The following is a 23,208-nucleotide window of genomic DNA, read 5'->3' on the forward strand; positions in this document are numbered from 1 at the left end:
GAAAAATGACTGGCACAATAATCATGATTCGCCACTGACGGGTGATACGAATTTTGCTAAACTACGCGCGCAATCCAAAAAATTTACTGTTAAAAAAACTAATTAACGCTAGCTAATCTATAAGATAGACTAAATGCGTCTACTCAAAACTCGTATTATCAAAAGTTCATGGCCAAAAACTAAGGTTGTCTTATGACCCACAATAATTTCATCACTGAAACCAGCACGCTCAATGACTGCATTGGACATACACCACTGGTCAAGCTGGCGCGATTTGCACCGCAAACCGACCAAGGTACAGCCACACTGCTTGCCAAACTTGAAGGCAACAATCCAGCGGGCTCAGTGAAAGACCGCCCTGCCTATAACATGTTTTATCAAGCGGAAAGGCGTGGCACTATCAAGCCAGGCGACACCATCATTGAGGCTACCAGTGGTAATACAGGCATCGCCCTTGCCATGGTCGCGGCAATGCGCGGCTATGCCATGACGCTGATTATGCCTAGCAACTCTACCCAAGAGCGTAAAGACGCTATGGCAGCGTATGGGGCGACATTGATTGAAGTCGATAACATGGAGTCGGCACGTGACCTTGCCCAGCAAATGCAGGCAGAAGGCAAAGGCATCGTACTTGACCAGTTTAACAACCCTGACAACAAACAAGCGCATTATCTGACCACAGGTCCTGAGATTTGGCAGCAAACCAATGGCACGATTACCCACTTTATTAGCTCAATGGGGACCACAGGCACCATCATGGGCGTGTCCAAATACCTAAAAGAACAAAACCCAAACGTGCAAATTATCGGTTTACAGCCCGCTGAAGGTGCTAATATCGCAGGGATTCGCCGATGGCCAGCCGCCTATTTACCAAAGATTTTCGAGCCAAGTTTGGTCGATAGGGTGATAGACATCGAGCAGCACGATGCGGAAGTGTTTATGCGTAAGCTTGCCCGCGAAGAAGGGATTTTTGCGGGGGTATCATCAGGTGGTGCGGCGTGGGCAGCGTACCAAATCGCTAAAGAACACCCGGATGCGGTGATTGCATTTATCGTCTGTGACCGTGGCGATCGTTATCTATCAACAGGGTTGTTTGGTGTTAAAGATGACGCTTAATACCTAATAACATACAGCAGAAACTAACAAGGAAGTATTATGGCTACGCCAGCGCCGATTTTAGTATTTGATATCGAAACCATACCCGATGTTGCCACAGGTAAGCGGCTATACCCTGAGTTGGCTGGGTTATCGGATAACGATGCCATGACCAAGCTCATGGCACTGCGTGAGCAAGATGTTGGGCATCCTTTTATGCCCTTGCCTTTGCACAAAATCGCCTGTCTTTCGGTGTTATGGGTGGCGGGCGGCAAAATGACCCTCAAATCGCTGTCGCTGGCTGACCATAGCGAAGCGCAAATGATTCAAACCTTTTTTAATGCCATCGAAAAAAATCCGTTGTTGGTGAGCTGGAATGGCAAGGGCTTTGATATACCCGTCATGGTGTATCGAGCGTTACAGCATGGTCTAACAGCGCCCAAGCTGTTTAGCCAAACCGGTGAGATGAGATACAACAACTATATCAACCGCTATCATGACCGTCATACCGATTTGATGGTGAAGCTTGCCATGAATAGCACGTCACAAAAACTCGATGTCGTGGCATCCCTATGCGGCTTTGCAGGCAAGCAAGCGTTGGACGGCTATGATGTGTTGCCTATGGTGCAGGCAGAAGCATGGGATAAGCTCACCACTTATTGTGAAAGTGATGTGCTCAATACTTGGCTGATTTTTTTGCGCTACCAACGACTGACGGGACAATTTTCAGTTGAGCAAAGCGAGCAATGGGAATCCACCACCCGAGACTATCTGCAATCGTTCACCAATCAAGACAATAGCCTGCGCCATGATAAATTTTTGCAAGCGTGGCAACCTGCTAGCAATTTAGCCGCTGACCAACATGTCACTCATGTCACTGATATTGCCATCACCCAGCCGCCATCTGATACCCCAACCACCCAAGTAGAATCACCATGAATACCATTTTTCCACCCAGCCAAGTGGTGGCATTGCCCATCCATCAGTCCGAGCACACCTTTCCTGTCCGCCGCGTGTATTGCGTGGGGCGCAACTATGCCGACCACGCCCGGGAAATGGGCAGTGACCCGGACCGTGAGCCGCCATTTTTCTTTTGTAAAGCCGGTGACAGTGAGTCGATTATTGCAGTTCGACCCGATAGCGTTGCCCAATTGCCTTATCCGACTAAAACGCAAGCGCTACATTATGAAGTAGAATTGGTGGTTGCGATTGGCAAAGCGGGCGCCAATGTGAGTGTAGCACAGGCACATGAACTGATTTTTGGCTATGCCGTGGGGCTCGACATGACGCGCCGCGACTTGCAAAACGTCATGAAGCAAAACGGTCGCCCCTGGGAGATTGGCAAGGCGTTTGACTATTCGGCACCCATTGGCGAAATTTATCCCGTTGCTAGCGTTGCTGAGATACAACAAGCAAATATTTCACTGGCGGTGAATGGCGAGCCTAAACAACAAGGCAATATCAATCAGTTAATTTGGAATGTGGCAGAAACCATTGCCAATTTATCTGAGTTTTTTGAACTCAAAGCAGGGGATTTGATTTTTACAGGTACGCCAGCGGGCGTCGGTGCGGTGGTCAAAGGCGATACCATACTGGCGCAAATTGATGGACTGGGCAAAATTGAATTGGTGGTGGTTTAGAATTAAGTGATGTTAATCATGAAAAAATTAATATTAGCACTTATGTTGTTTATGGGTTTGACATGTCATGCAGAGACAAAAAATTCTGACATTGAAAAAATTCTTGTCAATTCATATTTTGAAAAACCGATTGATAAATCACAAGTTGCTTCTTTAGACCAACAAATTATTTTATCCAATTTTGCGGTATCTGCCACAGGCTATTTTTATCACCGCTGTTCTAAAATTTCATCTGATTATGCTGATAAAGTTCAGTTTGTAACAGATAATTTATTAACAATTTTTCCAACGATACAAAGCGATTTGGCTCAAACGCATCAATGGCAAGATAATTTTGAAAAATTGGATAAAAAGGCATTGGCTACACTTGAAGTCATTACCGCAGTTAATCGCCTTGACGAGAATTTTATCAATGAACCGTTAATTGAAAAATCGCTATGTGATGGTTTTATTAACAATTATGGGGGTAGCACTGCTAAACAGGCTTGGTTACATTATTACCAACAAGCATTGCCTGTTTTGATTGATGAATTTAATCGAGTGTATATAAAATAAACTAGGCGAGAATTACCTAGCCTAATTGTCCATAATTAAGTAATAAAACAAAATTCAATATATCGTTGTAGGTCGTGTTAGCGACAGCATAACACGAATGTCACCCTCAAAGTTATCGGGTTACGCCATAAAAGACTGACTAACCCAACCTACAATGATATTATCATTTAACATGGTATCACTACTTAAATTATTAAATCACCTTTTCCACTTTAAATCCCATTTCTTGCATGAGTTCAGCTTTATCAAACGGCGCAAGGCTGGCACGAGTAAATGGCTTGTCTTTGAGGTAGGTGGTTGTGACCCGCTGTAAGTCATCAAGGCTGACCGCCAAGATTTTGGCACGCATCGCTTGTTGCCAGTCTTTGCCGCGACCGTGTAACTCAGCAAACAGCGCCTTCACCGCTTCACCCGCCGGACTTGCGGGTTTGTCCATGCCTGCCATCAATCCTAAAATCGCTTCTTCAATCCAAGCATCGGTTTTTTCGCCTGTGGTTTGCGCCAGTAACCAATCAATACTGCCCAAAAAATCATCAAACGTTGCTTGGTCACGGGGGTCACGGTAGCTATAAAACTTGAATGAACAGGCATTGCTATCATAGCTCGCCCCGCCGCCATACGCCCCGCCTTGCTCACGAATGGTACGATGCAGATAGTTGTTGCGTAGCACGCTTGAGAGCACCATCAAGGCAGGGGCATCGGGATGGTTGGTCGGCACGGCATCAAAGACAAGCGCATGATGAAACACATTGGTTTGCGCAAGCCACGCGATATCGCTACCGTCAGTGGTAATGGGCGATTCGATTAAGGTAGTGGTAGGCTCGTCAACAGGCGCTTGCCAGCTCTCACTAATTGCTTGCTGCAGCGTCGGTAGTAACTCTGCTTCGGCGATGATAAGTGCTTGTTTTGGCAGGGCTTTGATGTAGCTATGTAAATTGGCTAAGCGCTCTCCGAGCTTTTGCCACGCACTGCTATCTTGCTCCGCTTGCTGCAAAAATTCAGTTAAGCTATTTAATGCAGGCAAACCACCGCGTACATATTCAAGACGGGCGATTTTACTGGTGTTACGGCTCGCTGTTTGCATGGCATACGCATGGCCTGCATTGGCAAGGCGCGATTGCCAGCCCATTTGTTTTTGGGTCAGTAGCTCTTCCATCCGCGCATATTCAGTAAAAATAGTGTCGTTGAGCACTTCTTTAAGCAGCTCAATCGCTTCAAATTTACGTGACAATGAGCGGGTAGCGACCACCAAAAAGCTATCCATTTTTTCGGGATTGTCAGGTGACGTGCGCTGGCTGATTCTGACAGTCACGCCGCTTGAATGGCGTGCTTGCCGCGCTTGAAATGCCAAGGCATCGTGTTTGCGCGTGCCCACTTCGCTGATCAAGCTCAGATACGTTGGTAAATCTGGGTGATTGATGAGCGCTTCATGACCTTCTAGGGGTATAATCACTTGATAATAGTACAGACCATTGGTGCCTGCTTCATATTCATACAACGTACTTGGCACACCACTTAAAGTGATATCGCGTTTTGTACCTGTTTTAAATTGAATTTGGGCAGGAATATCCGCCAATCCCACTTTGGGTAGCAAATCCACATCATCAGGCGTAGCTTGGCGCTCGGCAAGGGCTTTGGCTTGGGCGATGAGCGCATTACGCGTGTCATCGGTGAGTGCCGCTTCGATGGTGTCAAGTTTGGCTTGCTCATCCTTGGCTTGTTGCTCAGATTTACTGGCATCAGGGATGAGTGTCAAGCGCACGCGGTGCGGATTGTCGAGCAAAAATTTGCGAATCAAATCGGCGATAAAATCAGGGTTTTGTACTTGCTCACGTAGCCAGTTTAGGTTTTTATCGATGTCCCACACATGCATGGGGTCACCGTCGTGGATAGCAGTACTAAAGCCTTCTAGCATCAAATTTAGACCATATGGCATACTATCGCCACCGATATGACGTTGGTCGATTTCGATTTGGTGCAAAATGGTTTCAATCGCTTCGCTGTCCACAGGCTGGTCTGCCACTTGTTTGAGTAAGTCCAAGATCCCTTGCTCAATGGCATCGCCATGCTCAGGCTCAGAGCCACGAACCCCCGCATAAAACACCATCTGATAATGGCTGTCATCCAAGCCCAGTAGCGGTGTTGGGGCAGATGCCAGCGGATGGCTATCGAGATACGCCCGCAGCGGCGAACCTGCATGTTCAACCAATACGCCCTCAAGTAATCGCATAGCCAGGCGCTGCTTACCGTCTAAAATCGATGGTAATAACCATGCCATGACGTGGTGGGTTTGTTTGGGTTTCACCGTATCGACACTGTAAGTGTCCGTCACGCTGATTGGCGCGGGCAATGATTTTTCGAGTCGTGAGGCGTGTTTTTGCCCTTTAGCAAACGCTTTGCCTGCCACCGCCAATGCATCCTCATGGATACGGGCTTGGGTCTCTGCCACAGGGATATTGCCAAAGCTCATCACCACTGCATTGCTTGGGTGATAGTGACTTTGATGAAACTTGACCAAATCAGCATGAGTCAGCTCGGTAATGGCAGCGGGCTCACCGCCAGAATTGTAGTGATAAGTGGTTGTGGGGAATAAATGACGCGCCAGCGTATGATACAACTGGTCAATCTCGCCACTCATCGCGCCTTTCATTTCATTAAACACAATGCCTTTATACTGGGGTTTGCCGTCTTCATCAAGCTCCACGCGAATCCCTTCTTGGGCAAAATCGAGCGGATTTAAACTTGGGAAAAATGTCGCATCTAAATACACCGACAACAAGTTAAAATAATCTTGACGGTTTTGGGTGGCAAACGGATACGCCGTCCAATCTGCCGCAGTAAACGCATTCATAAACGTATTGAGCGAGCGCTTAATCATGCTAAAAAACGGGTCGCGCACGGGATATTTTTCAGAACCACATAGACTGGTATGCTCCAAAATATGCGCTTCACCACGGTCGGTCATCGGCTGGGTGCGAAAGCCAATCATAAAGGCATTTTCATCACTCGGGTGGGCGAGGTGATAATGAATCAACCCAGTGGCGTTATGTTCGCTCACTAGCACATCAAGCGATAGCGCATCGATGCGCTCATGAGAGCGTAGGGTAAAAGCAGGGTGTAGGGTCAAATCTAAAGCAGAGTCGTAAGAAGTTGCGGGCATGAAGTTACCTGTGTGTCATAATAATATTTGTCAGAATTTATCAGCAAAACCAACTGTAAAAAAACAGAAAGTATAGCAGTTTTGTCGGATTTATTTTGAGTTAAATGGGGGTTTAAACCGCTTTATTAAAGGGAAAATGGATTATTCTTATTCTTATCAAGTAAAGTTTTAGCTTTTACAGTAAAATGCTACAAATTATTCAATAAAACAAAAAACTTAGATTAGGTGAAGTAATGGACTGGCGACCTCTTTCTGAAGCGGATATTTGGCAACTTATTATTGAATCCGAAAACCGCATGACAATACCGCAATCCAAGTTGTGGGAAGTTATGAAGACTGACCCTGTCAAATGGCAAGAAAAAACCTATGGCAAAATGGGCGATGGTTTTTGGGTAGTTGCACTTATTGGGAATCTAGTTGTATATTATAATGACATTGAAAATGGCTTTAACATTTCCCAATACCAGCAATTTGGCGTTATCTCAGATTATTGGTGTAATCAGGATGAGTTAGAGTGGTCTGTTCAGAATATTTTGGACGCTATTTTAAATGGTGGTAATTATTTTCCCCATGCATCCCCACCCAAACCAATTAATTAAACCCAAGTTAGTCAATGAATTTTGAAAAGTGAGAAAAAATAATGGCAAAAATCGTCGCCATCGGCAATGCGTTAGTCGACAGTGAATTTGTTGTCACCGATGCACAGCTTAACGCCACAGGCCTGACCAAAGGTAACATGACCCTAGCCAGTCACAGTGAGCAAGCTGACCTCATCGCCTCGCTCACCACGCAAAACATCATCGCAACCAAACAAGCCGGCGGCGGCTCGGCTGCCAACAGTATCTATGCCGCTGCAAGCCTTGGCAGCGATACTTTTTACGCTTGCCGAGTCGGCGAAGACGAGGCAGGGCGTTTTTATTTGGCGGATTTAAATGCCGCAGGTATCAAGACATCTACTAAGTCATTTGCTGATGGTACTACAGGTAGCTGTATGGTGATGGTGACCCCAGATGGCGAGCGCACCATGCAAACGCATTTGGGCACTTCAGCAGAAATCAGCGAAACCGATATCGAGTTTGATGCGCTCAATGATGCTGATTGGTTGTACCTTGAAGGTTATCTTGCCATGTCACCCTCGGTACAACAGGCGATTGCTCAGCTAAAACAACAAGCCAAAGAAAAAGGGGCTAAAATCGCGGTCAGTTTTGCCGACCCTGCCGTGGTCAAGTTTGGTCGTGAAGGACTTGATGCCATGCTAGAAGGTGGCGTGGATGCGGTGTTTTGTAACTGTGATGAAGCGCAGCTATTTACCAACCAAACCAGCCACTCACAAGCCGCAGCAGCGTTATTGTCAGTCGCCAATATGGCAGTGGTGACCAATGGCGCAGCAGGGTCAATCATTGCAGTGCGAGACGATGTTTCACGTGAAACAAAATTGATTGATGTGGCATCGCTAGCCGTTGATCAAGTGCTAGATACCAATGGCGCAGGGGATAATTTTGCGGGCAGTTTTTTATACGCGCTATCGCACGGTCATACGTTGGCAGATTGTGGCAAATTAGCCAGTAGCGTCGCAAGCCAAATCATTCAGCAATTCGGACCCCGTCTCAAACCGGCGCAATACCAAGCGATTTTACAATCAACCTTAACATAGCACGTGGCTAATAAGGCGGATTTTGACAATCTATTTTGACAATCTAATAAAAAAGCCCTAGTTTTAGCTAGGGCTAGTGCTGATAAAGCTAATCAATTAGGCGGTTTCGTTAAACAGCTCACGACCAATCAGCATGCGCCGTACCTCACTGGTACCTGCGCCAATTTCATATAGTTTGGCATCACGCCAAATACGCCCCAGTGGGTACTCATTGGTATAGCCATTGCCACCAAAGATTTGGATACCTTCTCCTGCCATCCAAGTGGCTTTTTCCGCTGTCCACAAAATTACGCTGGCGCAGTCTTTGCGTACTTGACGCACATGGTCTGAGCCTAGCATATCCAAGTTTTTGCCCACGGTGTAAAGAAAGCTGCGCCCTGCCTGTAAGGTGGTGTACATGTCCGCTACTTTGCCTTGAATTAACTGGAATTCACCGATGGCTTGACCAAATTGTTTGCGGTCGTGGATGTAGGGCATGACGTTGTCCATCACTGCTTGCATTAGCCCAATGGGACCTGCGGCAAGTACCGCACGCTCATAGTCCAAGCCACTCATCAAGACTTTGACGCCGTTATTTAACCCGCCCAAAATATTGTCGCTTGGTACTTCGACATTGTCAAACACCATCTCCCCTGTGTGGCTGCCGCGCATACCGAGTTTGTCGAGTTTTTGCGCAGTATAAAAGCCTTTCATACCTTTTTCTACCAAAAACGCGGTGATGCCTTTTGACCCAAGCTCTGGGTTGGTTTTGGCATACACCACCATCACATCGGCATCCGGTCCATTGGTAATCCACATTTTTGAGCCGTTTAGTACATATACGCCACCTTTGTCTTCGGCGCGTAGTTTCATACTGGTCACGTCTGAGCCGGCACCGGGCTCACTCATGGCTAGGGCACCAATGAATTCACCGCTAATGAGTTTTGGCAAGTATTTTTGTTTTTGGGCGTCTGTGCCGTTGCGTTTGATTTGGTTGATGCATAGGTTGGAGTGCGCGCCATAGCTTAGCGCCACTGAGCCTGATGCGCGGCTGATTTCTTCCATGGCCACCATGTGCGCCACATAGCCCATGTCCACGCCGCCGTAAGTTTCGGGTACGGTGATGCCATGCAGCCCAAGCTCGCCCATTTTTTGCCACAAGTCCATTGGGAATTGGTCGGTGCGGTCAAGCTCGGCAGCGCGTGGGGCGATTTCCGCATCGGCAAAGGCTTTGACGGTTTCGCGTAGGGCGTTGATGTCATCGCCAAGTTGGTAATCGAGTCCTAGGTTCATGGTTAAGTTCCTTCTATTAAAGTTTGAAAAATTACGCTTTTAATCATCACCTACTTGAAGTAGGTGAATAATACTTTCGAGCCATGATGTGGGTACTGGAAAAAAGCTGTTACTAACTAAGTGTACTTGTCTTATCAAGCCTTTGCCTGATAATAAATAGCAGGTTGATATAAAATCTTCATAACTGATATGCAATTTATTAGTAATTCTTATAGCATTATTACTATCTTCGACCTTATTTTGTTCAATATAATCTTTATAAATTTCTATTAAAAGTACTATGGAGTCTTCAGAGAGGGTAGAAATAATATCTACTAATTCTGAATATTTCTCACTTCTGTTATAAAATTCACTATCAGAAAGACCATTGATATAAATATTTAATAGATAATCTATTTTGGCTTGTTTAGTAGCGGTATTTATAGCTGCTAGCACTTTAAGGGTATAGCCTATAAACTCATTACTTTGAACTAGGTCATCATCAAGATTAATTTGAGAATTTTTTAACTTCTCTACTAATTTATCAGCAATAAGCTTATTTCGCGTCCTTATCGCAGAACTAAATACCCCGAAAGAAATTTTACCCAACCAGCTATCTAACATTTCGTCAAAAAATATTTTAACAACTTCTTGTGATGTGTTTTTTGCTAGTTCCAAGTTTGCATTATTAGCCATTTTTGCTGTAATCCTAGCCAATACGTTTATTTAAAATCGCTGTTGCCACCTTTGAGCCGTTTTGCCTGCCCAAAAACGCACTGATTCTTTGTCCAACATCAACCAGTTTATCGAGGTCAATGCCCGTCTCAATACCCATGCCATGTAGCAGATATACCACATCTTCGGTGGCAACATTGCCGGTTGCGCCTTTGGCATACGGACAGCCGCCAAGCCCTGCCACCGAGGTATCAAACTGCCATACCCCCATTTGTAATGCTGCTAAGGTATTGCTAAGTGCTTGACCATAGGTGTCATGAAAATGCCCAGAGACATTGTCAATATCAATATAACGCAAGGCAGCATCCAACGCTTTTTGCACCTTGATAGGCGTGCCCACGCCGATGGTGTCAGCAATGCCAATATGTTCAGCGCCAATGGCAACGAGTTTTTCTGTCACATAGGCGACTTTATCGGCTGAAATTTTCCCCTCATACGGGCAGCCCACGGTACAAGAGATGACACCGCGCACTTTGATACCATGCGCTTTGGCGGCGTCAGCCACTGGGGCAAAACGCTCGATACTCTCAGCGATGCTACAGTTGATATTTTTTTGGCTAAAAGCTTCACTCGCTGAGCCAAAAATCACTACTTCATAATTGGCAAATTGGTCACGGTGGGCAAGGGCGGCATCAAAGCCTTTCATATTGGGTGTGAGCACCGAATATACCACGTCATCGCGTTTGACAATGCCGTTTAATACGGCATCATTGTCTGCCATTTGTGGTACCCATTTTGGCGACACAAAGCTAGTGGCTTCAAGCTTGCGCACCCCTGCATCTATTAGCCCGTTAATGAGCGCAATTTTGACGTCGCTTGGCACGGTTTGTTTTTCGTTTTGTAGTCCGTCTCTTGCGCCCACGTCGATGATTTTGACAAAATTTGGATAGTTCATGATTGGCTGCCCGTATCAAGTTTTAAAAGCTCATCGCCATCGGATACCAAATCCCCTGCTTTGAACAGCAACTCTGCCACCGTACCATCACTAGGGGCATTGATGGTATGCTCAATTTTCATCGCTTCAATCACTGCTAAGGCTTGACCTTTTTTCACTTCATCGCCCACATTGACCCGAAACGCCACCACTTGACCTGGCATGGGCGATTTTAGGCTACCGCCATCTTGGGCTTCCTCGCCCACATGCGCCATGCTGTCCACTAAGGTGATGACATCGCTGGCATGATTTGAGAACACATATACTTGCTCATTGTGTCGCCATGCCTGCATCTGTTGGCGCTTGCCATCTAGCCACAGCGTGAAAGTATCATCGGCCGTGGCTAAATAACGAACATCGCCTTGATAGATGGGCGTGACAACGTCCGCGCCTTGTTTTTCCGCTTTGACAATGGCGTTAATCGTTAGATGAAACGCTTGCCCATTGACTTCACTTATCACCGCCCGCAATGGCTTGTCGTGATACACCAAATCAAACGGACGCTCATAATGGCTATACGCGCGCCATGCATCGGTTTTGCTAAAGGGGTCGTGGTTTTGGGTTTGCGCTTCTTGGGCAAGCTCTTTGACAATCGCGGTGGCTACCAGCCAAGGTAGCTCACCACGCTGCTGCCCAAACAGTACGTCTTTTTCACGCTCAATCAATGCGGTGTCAAGATTGGCATGTTTGAACGAATCTGATTGCACCACGTGACGCAAAAACGCCACGTTGTTGGGCAGACCGACAATACGGGTTTCTGCCAAGGCTTGGTCTAGTTTGGCAAGTGCCTGCTCACGGGTTGGCGCATGGACGATGAGTTTGGCAATCATTGAGTCATAGTAAGGACTAATGACATCGCCTTCGCGTACTCCATCATCCACGCGCACATCTGACACCCTAAACTCGCTGTGAGTTGGCGTGCGGTAAATATTTAGCGTACCTGTGGCGGGCAAGAAGTTGTTGTCTGGGTTTTCAGCATTGATACGCGCTTCAATCGCATGACCGTTGATGGTCAAGTCTGCTTGTTGTTTTGGTAACGGCTCGCCGCTGGCAACACGCAGTTGCCACTCGACAAGGTCAGTACCGGTAATGGCTTCGGTGACGGGGTGTTCTACTTGTAGGCGGGTATTCATTTCCATAAAGTAGAAATTCATGCCGCCAAATTTATCTTCGGGTGAAGGGTCACGTTGCTCCACGATAAATTCAACCGTACCCGCCCCCACATAATTGACCGCTTTTGCCGCCGCGATTGCCGCTGCGCCCATCGCCTCCCGCATTGCCACGCTGACATCGGGGGCAGGGGCTTCTTCGAGCACTTTTTGGTGGCGGCGCTGTACCGAGCAATCACGCTCAAATAAATACACATAGTTGCCGTGGCTGTCGCCAAAGACTTGAATTTCGATATGGCGGGGACGCAGGGCGTATTTTTCAATCAATACGCTGTCATTGCCAAAGCTGCTAATGGCTTCACGTTGACATGAGCCTAAGGCGTCAATAAAATCTTCGGTTTTTTCAACTAACCGCATCCCTTTGCCGCCGCCACCAGAGCTGGCTTTTATCAGCACAGGGTAGCCAATTTTGTCGGCCTCGCTATGCAAAAATTCGGGGTCTTGGTTGGTGCCATGATACCCTGGAATGAGTGGTACATTGGCAGCTTCCATCAAGCGTTTGGACTCGGCTTTAAGCCCCATAGCGGTGATGGCAGACGCAGGGGGACCGATAAACACCAAACCCGCATCCACGCAAGCTTGGGCAAATTCGTCGTTTTCACTCAAAAACCCATAGCCTGGGTGAATCGCTTGTGCGCCTGTCTGCTTGGCAGCCTCCAAAATGCGCTCCCAACGCAGGTAGCTGTCTTTGGGCGCAGAACCGCCAATATAAATGGCTTCATCACATACGGCAACATGCTTGGCAAAACGGTCAGCGTCGGAATATACCGCAACGGTACGCACGCCCAATTTTTTGGCGGTGGCTGCCACGCGGCAAGCAATCTCACCCCGGTTGGCTATTAAGATTTTTGAAAACATAGTCATAATTCCCTTATTTGTAAAATCCGTTGGCAAATTCTTTTTACCGATTATCGAATATATTTTTGCGCACTAGGTTTATAAGTCATTTGGTAATTTGATTTTTTGATCTTACCCTTTTTTACGTTATGATTATCGGGATAATCATGCTCAATAGCGCTGATTTGTATGGGGTAAAAACCGTTGATTGCCGATTTTTGGCTTAAAATCGTAAGCTTACTTTCATAAGAATCCCAACCATCACCGTTGCCTGAACAGTCGCTATCAAGGGGGTCAGCCATGAAAATGGCTTTGATTTGATTGCCGACTTGGGCATAAATATGCTTATTCACTTCAGTACAACCTGTTGAAGTATAGCCATATTCGCCATACCAGCCGAATTTGTCTGGTGCAATTTGTACCAATTTAAAATCACCTAGTTGCGAGCTTCCGTAAGCCCCATTAGTAATATAGGGTTGGGTTGCGGCTAATTGCCACTGGTTATTGACTTGATTAAAAATGAATAACCCGCCAATACCTTCGGTTACATGCCCTGCATCTAACCCTGGTTCTGCATAATCACCATTGACCAATACATAAAGTTGGGATTTGCCATTCAATATTTTGATTTCTGCGTTCGTTACTTTGGCACAATAATGAGTTTCATCATGAGAAAAAAATAAACAGTCATTTTGATATTGATTGCCATAGTATTTGGTTAAGGTTTGTTCAATGGCTTTAACTGCATTAGTTGGCAATTTGTCTTTGGCAAAGGCAGGTGTTGCTAAAGTTGAAATAACAATCATTGTAAGTGGGAAAAATAGTTCTTTCATGGTATGCCTTTAGCTTTTTTTATCACATCAATTAATTATTTAACCAGCTTGGTTTTCGTTTTTGCAAGAATGACTGTACGCCTTCTTTACCCTCGGCAGATGCGCGGATATCGGCAATGCCTGCAACGGTATCTTTGATTAACTGCTCATTAATCTCGGCATACGCCACATCCTGCACCAGTTTTTTACACACCTTGACGGCATTTGGGCTGGCGTTAACCAAGTGTTTGACCAAGTTATCAAGGGTTTGTGTAAACTCTTCTTCATCCACCCGCTCATGGATAAAGCCGATTTTTTTGGCTTCTTTGGCATCAAATACTTCAGCGGTTAAGAAGTACCGATGCGCGGCTCGCGCACCCATCGCACGAATCACATACGGGCTAATGGTCGCAGGAATCAAGCCAAGTTTGACTTCACTTAAGCAAAAATTGGCGTTTTTTACGCTAATGGCAATATCACAAGCCGCAACCAGACCCATACCACCGGCATACACATCACCTTGAATGGCAGCGACAGTCGGTTTTGGGCAGTGGTAGATGGTGGCTAGCATTTGCGCAAGCTTGCCAGCGTCCGCTAAGTTCTCATCGTGGCTATAATCCGCCATCGCGCGCATCCAGTTTAGGTCTGCGCCGGCACAGAAGGCTTTGCCATTGGCAGTCAATACCACCGCACGCACTTCGTCTTGCTCAGCGCAAAATTGAAACACATCGGTCAGTTCTTGGATGACATCGTCATTAAAGGCATTGCGTTTGTCTGGGCGATTGAGGGTAATAGTCGCTACCTGCTGGTCAATGTCTAACAGTAGGCTGTCATAATTCGGTAATTTCATCGTGTTTTTCCTTTTTTTTGTTGGGTAAAGTTGAAGCGTTTTTGATGCTTGCTCAAGGGTGATAGAACAACCAACCAAGACTTCTGATTTTACACGCTGAAAATTACATTCTAAATACACCAAAGGTGGTGTCTTCAATCGGTGCGTTGTAAGCGGCACTTAAGCCCAGTGCCAATACTTGTCGGGTATCGGCTGGGTCAATCACGCCATCATCCCACAGTCTAGCCGAGGCATAATACGGATGACCTTGCTCGTCAAATTGCTGACGCACTGGCGCTTTGAACGCTTCTTCATCCTCGCTTGACCAGTGCTCACCTTTAGCATGGTGTTGGCTGCGTTTGACTGTTGCTAAGACCGACGCCGCTTGCTCGCCACCCATCACCGAGATACGCGCATTTGGCCACATCCACAAGAAACGTGGACTGTACGCACGACCACACATACCGTAGTTACCCGCGCCGAATGAGCCGCCGACAATCACAGTAAACTTCGGCACTTTGGCATTGGCAACCGCCATCACCATTTTGGCACCATGACGGGCAATCCCTTCATTTTCGTATTTGCGCCCCACCATAAAGCCTGTGATATTTTGTAGAAACACCAGCGGAATTTTACGTTTGCAGCATAGCTCGATAAAATGGGTGGCTTTTTGCGCTGATTCGCTAAATAAAATACCGTTATTAGCGATAATACCCACTGGCATACCTTCAATATGCGCAAAACCACACACCAGCGTCGTGCCAAAACGGGCTTTAAACTCATCAAATTCACTGCCATCGACAATGCGAGCGATGATTTCACGGATATCAAAGGGCTTACGGGTGTCAGTTGGAATGATACCGTACAATTCTTTGGCGTCGTATTTGGGTGGACGCGGGGTTTTTTGCGCGGTAGCGTGGTGGATGGGTGTTTTTTGTTGGTTTAAATTGCCGATGATGTTGCGCGCCAGTGATAACGCATGTAAATCGTTTTGGGCAAGATGGTCAACCACGCCTGACAGACGGGTATGCACATCGCCACCGCCTAAGTCTTCGGCGGTCACTTCCTCACCTGTGGCAGCTTTGACCAGCGGTGGACCACCCAAAAAAATCGTCCCTTGATCTTTGACGATAATCGACTCGTCACTCATGGCGGGTACATAGGCACCACCTGCGGTACAGCTACCCATGACGACGGCGATTTGGGGAATGCCTTCGGCGCTCATATTGGCTTGGTTAAAGAAAATACGACCAAAGTGGTCTTTATCTGGGAATACTTCATCTTGGTTGGGTAAGTTCGCGCCGCCAGAGTCGACCAAATAGATACATGGCAAGCGGTTTTCTCGCGCGATTTCTTGCGCCCGTAAATGTTTTTTGACCGTCATCGGGTAGTAAGTGCCGCCTTTGACGGTGGCATCGTTACACACAATCATACAGTCAATACCAGCGACTCGACCAATGCCAGCAATCACGCCTGCGGCAGGGATATCGGCATCATACATGCCATACGCTGCCATCGGTGAGACTTCCAAAAATGGCGTACCAGCATCTAGCAAGCGCTCGACACGTTCACGCGGCAATAGCTTACCCCGAGCCACATGTTTGGCGCGGGCAGACTTAGAGCCGCCCTGAGCAATGACCGCAAGCTTGGCTTTGAGGTCATCAACGATAGTTTGCATGGCAGCGGCATTGGCTTGAAATTCCGCACCATTTGGGCTTAATTTACTTTGGATAACCGTCATTGTAAATCCTAATTCTGTCAAAGGGTGCAGCTAAATTGCTATCAGATGCCCCCTGTATTTATGTTAAGTTTTTGATGAAGTTGAAAATTTAGAGTCCCAATTCTTGTGTCATGGCTTCTACGATTTTGAACTTTTGAATTTTACCCGTGACGGTCATTGGGAACTCGTCGACAAACTTCATGTAAGTCGGCACTTTATAGTGTGCAATATGATCCTTACAGAAATCACGGATGTCTTGTTCGGTTAAGTTGCTGTCTTTTTTTGGGATAATCCAAGCGGCAAGGACTTCACCAAATTTCTTGTCAGGTACGCCCACGATTTGGACGTCACGGATTTTTGGGTGGCGATATAGGTAGTTTTCGATTTCAACAGGGTAAATGTTTTCACCACCACGAATCACCATGTCTTTACTACGTCCGACGATTTTGACATAGCCTTCTTCGTCCATGGTTGCCAAGTCACCGGTATACATCCAGCCATCGACAATGGCTTCCGCTGTTTTATTGGTGTCATTCCAATAGCCGAGCATGATTGAGTAACCTTTGGTACATAGCTCACCTGTCTCACCGATGCCAAGCGTTTCACCCGTTTCTGGGTTGACGATTTTGACTTCTAGGTTTGGCTGTACCAGACCTACGGTTGAGACTTGTTTTTCAAGTGGCGTGTGCTGGTTAGTTTGACAAGATACCGGCGATGTTTCGGTCATGCCATAGGCAATGGTGACTTCTTTCATGTGCATTTGGTCAATCACGCGGCGCATGACCTCAATCGGACAACTTGAGCCTGCCATGATGCCAGTACGCAAAGTCGATAAGTCATAATTGGCAAAATCTGGGTGGTCAAGCTCGGCAATAAACATGGTCGGTACCCCATGCAGACCTGTACATTGTTCTTTTTGCACGGTTTCAAGTACGGTGATGGGGTCAAAGCCATCATTGGGATACACAATCGTGCCACCGTGGGTCAAGATGGCAAGGTTGCCCAGTACCATGCCAAAACAGTGGTAGAGCGGGACAGGGATACACAAACGGTCATCGGCAGTGAGGCTCATGGCTTCACCGATGAAATAACCGTTGTTTAAAATATTGCGGTGGGTAAGCGTCGCGCCTTTGGGCGTGCCTGTGGTGCCACTGGTAAATTGGATATTGATGGGGTTATTGGGGTTAAGTTTTTTGGCACGTTCCGCCACTGCCGGATCATCGGCATCCCCTTCGGCAATCCATGCTGAGAATTTTTGCATATAGCTAAAATCCTCAGTGGACTCTGGGCTATCAATCCAGATGACCCGTTTGAGATTGGGTAATTGCACGAGCTCTAAATTTTGGTAGCTTTGGTGACGCGCTTCAGGGGCAAGCTCTTGAAGCATCACGGCGTAGTCGCTAGATCTGAAGTGACGCATCAATACCAGCACTTGGCAGTCGACTTTGTTGATGGCGTATTCAAGCTCAAAGATACGATACGCGGGGTTGATGTTGACCAGTATGATACCGGCTTTGGCTGTCGCCAATTGCATGATGACCCATTCAACGTTGTTGTGTGACCAAATACCCACGCGATCGCCTTTTTGCAGACCCATACGAATCATGCTGCTGGCTAGCTGATTGACTTTACGCTGTAGTTCGCGGTAGGTGAGACGAATGTTTTGGTGAGCGGAAATTAAGGCGTCTTTATCGGGGTTTTGTTCCACCATCTGATCGAAAAAATCACCAATGGTCAATTCTATCAGTGGTGTGACGGGGCCTTTATCATAGCTTTGGGTGAGTGGGGCGTTGGCAGATTTCGCACCCATTACGATGCGTGGCAGGGTTAGCACGTCTTTGGTCATGGTAGCATCCTTACTATCGTGTTTTTTAGCGTGTGTTTCTATCGTTTTTTTGGGGTGTTTACTAAAGGTATTGACGAAAGCTAGTGAAAACTTCGTGCTTACCTGCGTAAAAATTTTTACCCACTGATTAATACCCAAGTATTCCTTGACTTAAAGTATTGTTATAACAATCATTTTAATTCACTTTTTTAAAATTTTACTGTGTTTAATCATCAATATCTGACATATTAATCAATAAATTATGAACTTGTCAATCTAAAACGATACAATCTTTATCGAAATAAAAATTATCTTTAGGCTAAAAAATATTCAATAAGTATTCAATGACACTGACTACCCTTAACCTCACTAATGATTTGGCTGACCATAAAAAAACCCATCTCACTATGAAAGATGGGTTTGGGTGTCAAGCGGTAAAAAATGGGATAAATTATTTTTCGCTATAGAGTTTGATGCCGGTAGCAAAGGGGCATTGTTTTAAGCGCGCAGCTTGTACCATCGCATCACGTTGTCCCATAGCAATCGATAGATTATGACGGTTGCCGCCATTGATTGAGCCTAAGCCGACACTCACGGTAGGATAAATACCATGGCGATTACCCGATACGCCAATCCCAATGCCTGAAGCTTGCAAACCAGTGCGCTGGTTGGCATTGGCATCAATGTATTGATTGACGCGTGTGTACTCATTGGCAAGCGCAACACAGTCATAGCTTTGGTAATTGTTGGCGGATACGTATTCAGGGGTAGGCGTGGTCATACACCCTGTCAAGCCTACCGTAGCGGCAGTCGCTAAAAGTATTGAGCTAGCTAATTTTTTCATTATCCTACTCCCTTATGTTCACTGCTTTAGACTTAAAATAGGTTGAGCGGTTTAACAAACGCCAGCGTCAAAATACCCATATAGGCAATAAAAGCAATCAACATACCTATTTTGGCTTGATTGGGCGTAGTCGTCTGCCGCGTGGCTTTGACAGTCGCTGAAATGGCAACAATGAGTAACACCATCTTAGCAATCAACCAATGCGGCACTATACCTGCGCCAAACAATGGCATCGCCGTCACCGCGCCTGTTAAAATCACCAAGGCATACATCACCTGTGCGCCGATTTTGGCAGATCTTGGCAAGCCTTGTCCTTTTGGTGCGGTAAATACCAACACGGCTTGCCACAAGAATAAGGCAATTAAAATCAATGCCATCAGCATATGTGCGTGTTTCATACATCAACCTTTTTTATAATAATATAGCGTAAATTAACTCAATAGGTCTGTGGGTTTAGCTTATGTTGACACTCTTTTTATATCTGTATGTTACCCTGCGTTTTGTCCTGCGCAATTGGGACTTTCAGGAGATTGCCCAACCGCTTGCCATTCTGCTTGTGTATAAGCATGAATTGAAAACGCGTGAATCTGTCCACCGCCTTGTGACAGTAACGCATGAATGAGTCCATACACCAACTGATGACGCTGTACCAAGCGTTTGCCGGCAAATGCCTCACTGACAATGGTCAGTTTAAAATGGGTTTCTTTGCCTTCAAAATAGCCAGCATGGCGAATTGACTCGTTTTCTAGCTGATAAATACTGGGCTGTAACGTTTGCAAACGCGCTGTCACAGCATCGGCAATCGGGGTAGCAAGTTGACTCATGTCGTCCTCGGTTCACTAATTTTATGCATCAAAAATGGGTAGCCAATGACAAACCTAACTGGTCACCACTTACCGCATTTTAGCCATTTTAGCATAGTTTTAAGGTAGCCTAATCTATCAAATTGGTGCGACTGGCAAAAATAATCTTGTGTTAATACCGCTCAAATTTTCTCTATCTTTGATAACTTACTAGCTTCTATGATTCACTTCGACCAATATAGCAAGGATAAAATCCCGGCGGCAATTAACGGACCCACCGCCACGCCACGAAACAATACCACCCCTGCTACTGTGCCAATCATCAGCCCCGTGACCACGTTGGGGTCAACTTTCATTAAATTTACCCCTCTTGCGCCCAGCCAAGTCACCAGCAATCCCACGGCGATGGCCAATAATGAGCGCCAACTGGCAAAAGATGTCATCAAGGCTTTGCTACTGACTTGCTCGGAGGCGATGGGCGCAATGACGGCAATGGTGAGCAGCAAAATACCCAAGTTGAGTCCATATTGCTGGATATAAGAAAAGATAGGTTGGTTTTGGGGTAAAAATTTGATGATAATCAGCGCAGTCGCACTGACCCAAATCGTGGGATTGTGCACAAAAATACCGCAGCCCAAAATGACGAACAAGACTAGCAAATTAATATCAAGCTGATTCATGAATTTACCCTATAGCTGTGACCAAACGCTTATTATGCCACTGACAATGCCACTGTGCTGTTGAGATAGTTAAAAAACTTCAATCCATCGGTTTTTTTGACAACTTGTTAGGCTAGCTAGCCTGTTGGGTAAATTGATGGACAATGGATAAGTGGATAAGTAACTTTTTAATCAACCCCATATTTTACCCACTAAATTTGCTCAATAAAAAAGCCAATATCAACTGAATATTGGCTTATAAAATACAAAGTTAAAATTAACGGTAACGGCTTTGTTGGTACAATGGCATCACACGTGGCAATAATGATTGAATGGTGGCGATACGTGTTGAGCTCACCGGGTGAGTACTTAAAAACTGGGGTGGCTCGCCGCGACCGCCCGCACTCTGCATTTTACGCCATAGGCTAACTGCCGCATTAGGGTCATAGCCTGCCCGTGCCATCAACTCTAGCCCCATCAAATCAGCTTCCGTTTCTTGGGTACGGCTATTGGGACGGGAAATACCCAAATCTCCCGCTAAACCTGCTAACTGTGCCTGACCTTGAGACAAGCCTAAGACGCTCGCGGCAATACCAATCCCTGTTTGGGTCGCCACCTCACGCGATAGACGCTCACGGGTATGCTCACGCAATGCATGCGCCATCTCATGACCCATAATGGCAGCAATCTCAGCATCGGTCAGACTCAAGCGATCGATAATACCAGAGTAAAAGACAATTTTACCACCGGGTAATACGTGCGCATTGAGCTCATTACTCTTAATGACATGCACTTCCCAAGGCCATTGTCTTGCATCGTTGCGATAGGCACCTATCTGCGCAATCAAACGCTGAGAAATTTTCTTTAAACGTGCCAATTGGGCTGGATTGGTATCAAGCAGACCTTTGGCACGGGCGGCGGCAATTTCTTGTTGAAAAGCTTGTTTGGAAAGTTGTTGCACCTGCTGATCGGATACTACCAACAACTGATTACGGTCAACGCCAATCGCCCCCGTGTCAGTGGTGGTGGAGCAACCTGTGGCACCTACCACAATGACCGATGCCGCCAGACTTGACATCATAAGTTTTTGTGAAATTTTCATCTTATCGTTATCTCCAAATACAGCAAAAAGAACCAAGAGAAATATTAGGTTTAGACGCATTATAGCGAAGTCATTAAAAAACAATCTGCTGAGATTTGCAGTAATTGCGTAACGATAGATACATAGTGTGTTTCAGAGTGTGATAAAACAAGCTAATAACTATGGATAGAAAGGAAAAAATTAATACGAGAGTAAAGAGTCAAAAAAAACTACTTCCCAATAAAACTCAGTAAAAACAGTTAAATTTAAAAAAAACGCATTTTTTTGAATTTTTTTTGCAAAAATGCTTGACGCGGTGTCAAAAATCTTTATAATACGCATCCACAACGACGCAACAAACATTCAAAATTGCTAGTTGACCACCTAATGCGGGAATAGCTCAGTTGGTAGAGCACGACCTTGCCAAGGTCGGGGTCGCGAGTTCGAATCTCGTTTCCCGCTCCAAATTCAAGAAAGCCTAACTTAATAGTTAGGCTTTTTTATTGTCTTTAATTCCGCCTGTATCAAGGCTTTCAAGCTTTCTGCCCCTTTTTTTACTAAAAATGCTTTGTTAATTTAACTAATCAATTTTTTGCAAAATTTTAGACCGTGACCAAAACGTGACCATTTTGTGACCACGCATTTTTTATAATTTTTTAGAGTGACCCCGACCGTGAAATAGGGAATTTAGATGAATTTAATAATATTTTAAGACAATCTAAGTTCTTGATTTGTTTGATAGGAGACAAAATTTGTTTAACTCTCTATGTTTTGCCATAATGCAAAGATTAACAATTTATCTCAAAATGCATAATGACAAATAATCTATCCAATCATATTCCAATTACCTCAATCATCTATCAAGTCTGCCAAGACAAAGGTGTCAAGCCACTTCATGCCATTGAAAGTGGTAGCAGGGCATGGGGCTTTGCGTCTCCTGACAGCGATTATGACGTGCGTTTGATTTATCGGCATGAGCCAGACTGGTATTTACGGCTGTATGCGGGCAAAGATACCTTTGAATTTATCCAAAATGATTTGTTTGATGTGCCATTTGATATTGGTGGCTGGGACATTCGTAAAGCCTTGCAATTATTGCATAAATCCAATGCCGTGATTTTCGAGTGGCTCAATTCGCCGATTATGTATCATTCGGATAATCAATTTTTGGAAGCGGTTAAAGCAGTGCAAAACGAGTTCTTTGACCCAAAAGCGATTTTTTATCACTATCAAGGCATGGCAAAAAATGCCAGTGGCGAGCTTGAACTCGATAAACCAATTAAGCTAAAAAAATGGTTTTATTTGTTTCGAGCGTTGTTAGCGAGTATTTGGACACTTGAGCAAGCCTGCCCACCGCCTGTAGATTTTAATTTGATGTTGCCGTTATTGACTGAAGGTGAGAAGCAGGAAATATTGGAATTGGTTAAAGTTAAGCAAAGTCAAGATGAAAATTATCGTCATCAGTTGTCAAAGTCTTTGCAGGATTTGACGGCTAAACTGTGGCAACGTTGTGAAAATCCGAGTTTTCCGGATAAAAAACAGGGTGATGTAGCGTTACTTGATACCATTTTTAAAGCAACGGTTTTTAATTAAGCTATTTCGTTG

At 45.6% G+C, this 23,208-nt stretch carries 21 protein-coding genes and 1 tRNA gene; 8 read left to right on the forward strand and 14 right to left on the reverse strand.

Going from position 1 to position 23,208, the window contains the following annotated elements; all coding sequences use genetic code 11:
- The first annotated feature begins 192 nt into the window (after nucleotides 1-192).
- The 4 genes from cysM to RT064_RS06245 are packed head-to-tail and all read left to right on the forward strand — an operon-like array spanning nucleotide 193 to nucleotide 3,290.
- A complete protein-coding gene (cysM, locus tag RT064_RS06230; RefSeq protein WP_313062477.1) occupies nucleotides 193-1,116 on the forward strand; it encodes a cysteine synthase CysM in 924 nt (307 codons plus the stop codon).
- 39 nt (nucleotides 1,117-1,155) lie between these two features.
- On the forward strand, nucleotides 1,156-2,034 hold the full coding sequence (locus RT064_RS06235; RefSeq protein ID WP_313062478.1) for a 3'-5' exonuclease: 879 nt from the start codon (nucleotides 1,156-1,158) through the stop codon (nucleotides 2,032-2,034).
- Nucleotides 2,031-2,735: a fumarylacetoacetate hydrolase family protein gene (locus tag RT064_RS06240; protein ID WP_313062479.1), complete on the forward strand. Its 705-nt coding sequence runs from the start codon at nucleotides 2,031-2,033 to the stop codon at nucleotides 2,733-2,735. Before RT064_RS06235 ends, RT064_RS06240 begins: the two co-directional genes overlap by 4 nt.
- An 18-nt stretch (nucleotides 2,736-2,753) precedes the next feature.
- On the forward strand, nucleotides 2,754-3,290 hold the full coding sequence (locus RT064_RS06245) for a hypothetical protein (RefSeq protein WP_313062480.1): 537 nt from the start codon (nucleotides 2,754-2,756) through the stop codon (nucleotides 3,288-3,290).
- 193 nt (nucleotides 3,291-3,483) lie between these two features.
- On the opposite strand, the gene RT064_RS06250 is transcribed toward RT064_RS06245, so the two are convergent.
- Nucleotides 3,484-6,450 carry an insulinase family protein gene (locus tag RT064_RS06250; RefSeq protein ID WP_313062481.1) on the reverse strand — a complete coding sequence of 989 codons (2,967 nt, stop codon included), beginning with the start codon at nucleotides 6,448-6,450 and terminating at the stop codon, nucleotides 3,484-3,486.
- Between the two features lie 233 nt (nucleotides 6,451-6,683).
- Between RT064_RS06250 and RT064_RS06255 the strand changes: the two genes are divergently transcribed.
- Both RT064_RS06255 and RT064_RS06260 read left to right on the forward strand, forming a co-directional pair.
- A complete protein-coding gene (locus RT064_RS06255) occupies nucleotides 6,684-7,049 on the forward strand; it encodes a hypothetical protein (protein WP_313062482.1) in 366 nt (121 codons plus the stop codon).
- Between the two features lie 41 nt (nucleotides 7,050-7,090).
- Nucleotides 7,091-8,104, forward strand: coding sequence for an adenosine kinase (locus RT064_RS06260; protein WP_313062483.1), 1,014 nt, complete (start codon nucleotides 7,091-7,093; stop codon nucleotides 8,102-8,104).
- A gap of 96 nt (nucleotides 8,105-8,200) precedes the next feature.
- On the opposite strand, the gene RT064_RS06265 is transcribed toward RT064_RS06260, so the two are convergent.
- From RT064_RS06265 to RT064_RS06325, 13 genes are all read right to left on the reverse strand, one after another.
- Nucleotides 8,201-9,376 (reverse strand): isovaleryl-CoA dehydrogenase, encoded by a 1,176-nt coding sequence (locus tag RT064_RS06265; protein ID WP_313062484.1) that lies wholly within the window; start codon nucleotides 9,374-9,376, stop codon nucleotides 8,201-8,203.
- 39 nt (nucleotides 9,377-9,415) lie between these two features.
- Nucleotides 9,416-10,051 (reverse strand): hypothetical protein, encoded by a 636-nt coding sequence (locus tag RT064_RS06270; RefSeq protein WP_313062485.1) that lies wholly within the window; start codon nucleotides 10,049-10,051, stop codon nucleotides 9,416-9,418.
- A 13-nt stretch (nucleotides 10,052-10,064) separates the two neighbouring features.
- Nucleotides 10,065-10,985: a hydroxymethylglutaryl-CoA lyase gene (locus tag RT064_RS06275; RefSeq protein ID WP_313062486.1), complete on the reverse strand. Its 921-nt coding sequence runs from the start codon at nucleotides 10,983-10,985 to the stop codon at nucleotides 10,065-10,067.
- The gene (locus RT064_RS06280) at nucleotides 10,982-13,051 is read right to left on the reverse strand and encodes an acetyl/propionyl/methylcrotonyl-CoA carboxylase subunit alpha (protein ID WP_313062520.1); all 2,070 of its coding nucleotides are present in this window, start codon (nucleotides 13,049-13,051) and stop codon (nucleotides 10,982-10,984) included. The genes RT064_RS06275 and RT064_RS06280 overlap by 4 nt, the downstream gene beginning before the upstream one ends.
- Nucleotides 13,052-13,101: 50 nt before the next feature.
- Nucleotides 13,102-13,863: a hypothetical protein gene (locus RT064_RS06285; RefSeq protein ID WP_313062487.1), complete on the reverse strand. Its 762-nt coding sequence runs from the start codon at nucleotides 13,861-13,863 to the stop codon at nucleotides 13,102-13,104.
- 31 nt (nucleotides 13,864-13,894) lie between these two features.
- Nucleotides 13,895-14,692: an enoyl-CoA hydratase/isomerase family protein gene (locus RT064_RS06290; protein WP_313062488.1), complete on the reverse strand. Its 798-nt coding sequence runs from the start codon at nucleotides 14,690-14,692 to the stop codon at nucleotides 13,895-13,897.
- A gap of 103 nt (nucleotides 14,693-14,795) precedes the next feature.
- Entirely contained in the window at nucleotides 14,796-16,412 is a 1,617-nt protein-coding gene (locus RT064_RS06295; RefSeq protein WP_313062489.1) for a carboxyl transferase domain-containing protein, read from the reverse strand.
- An 88-nt stretch (nucleotides 16,413-16,500) separates the two neighbouring features.
- On the reverse strand, nucleotides 16,501-18,237 hold the full coding sequence (locus tag RT064_RS06300; RefSeq protein WP_275579702.1) for an AMP-binding protein: 1,737 nt from the start codon (nucleotides 18,235-18,237) through the stop codon (nucleotides 16,501-16,503).
- Nucleotides 18,238-18,667: 430 nt separating this feature from the next.
- Nucleotides 18,668-19,060: a hypothetical protein gene (locus RT064_RS06305; RefSeq protein ID WP_313062490.1), complete on the reverse strand. Its 393-nt coding sequence runs from the start codon at nucleotides 19,058-19,060 to the stop codon at nucleotides 18,668-18,670.
- 32 nt (nucleotides 19,061-19,092) lie between these two features.
- Nucleotides 19,093-19,458 (reverse strand): SirB2 family protein, encoded by a 366-nt coding sequence (locus tag RT064_RS06310; protein ID WP_313062491.1) that lies wholly within the window; start codon nucleotides 19,456-19,458, stop codon nucleotides 19,093-19,095.
- Nucleotides 19,459-19,548: 90 nt separating this feature from the next.
- Nucleotides 19,549-19,884, reverse strand: a complete 336-nt coding sequence (locus RT064_RS06315) for a BolA family protein (protein WP_160000889.1) — start codon at nucleotides 19,882-19,884, stop codon at nucleotides 19,549-19,551.
- A gap of 203 nt (nucleotides 19,885-20,087) precedes the next feature.
- Complete coding sequence (locus tag RT064_RS06320; RefSeq protein ID WP_313062492.1) at nucleotides 20,088-20,543, reverse strand: DUF441 domain-containing protein; 456 nt, start codon at nucleotides 20,541-20,543, stop codon at nucleotides 20,088-20,090.
- A 256-nt stretch (nucleotides 20,544-20,799) separates the two neighbouring features.
- Nucleotides 20,800-21,624 (reverse strand): M48 family metallopeptidase, encoded by an 825-nt coding sequence (locus tag RT064_RS06325; protein WP_409519537.1) that lies wholly within the window; start codon nucleotides 21,622-21,624, stop codon nucleotides 20,800-20,802.
- Nucleotides 21,625-21,992: 368 nt separating this feature from the next.
- Here RT064_RS06325 and RT064_RS06330 point away from each other — a divergent pair.
- Nucleotides 21,993-22,068, forward strand: a tRNA-Gly gene (locus tag RT064_RS06330).
- Nucleotides 22,069-22,416: 348 nt separating this feature from the next.
- On the forward strand, nucleotides 22,417-23,196 hold the full coding sequence (locus RT064_RS06335) for a nucleotidyltransferase domain-containing protein (RefSeq protein WP_313062493.1): 780 nt from the start codon (nucleotides 22,417-22,419) through the stop codon (nucleotides 23,194-23,196).
- The last annotated feature ends 12 nt before the right edge of the window (nucleotides 23,197-23,208 follow it).

Origin of the sequence: Moraxella sp. CTOTU49097 (assembly GCF_032064105.1) — a bacterium.
GTDB classification, from domain to species: domain Bacteria; phylum Pseudomonadota; class Gammaproteobacteria; order Pseudomonadales; family Moraxellaceae; genus Faucicola; species Faucicola osloensis_B.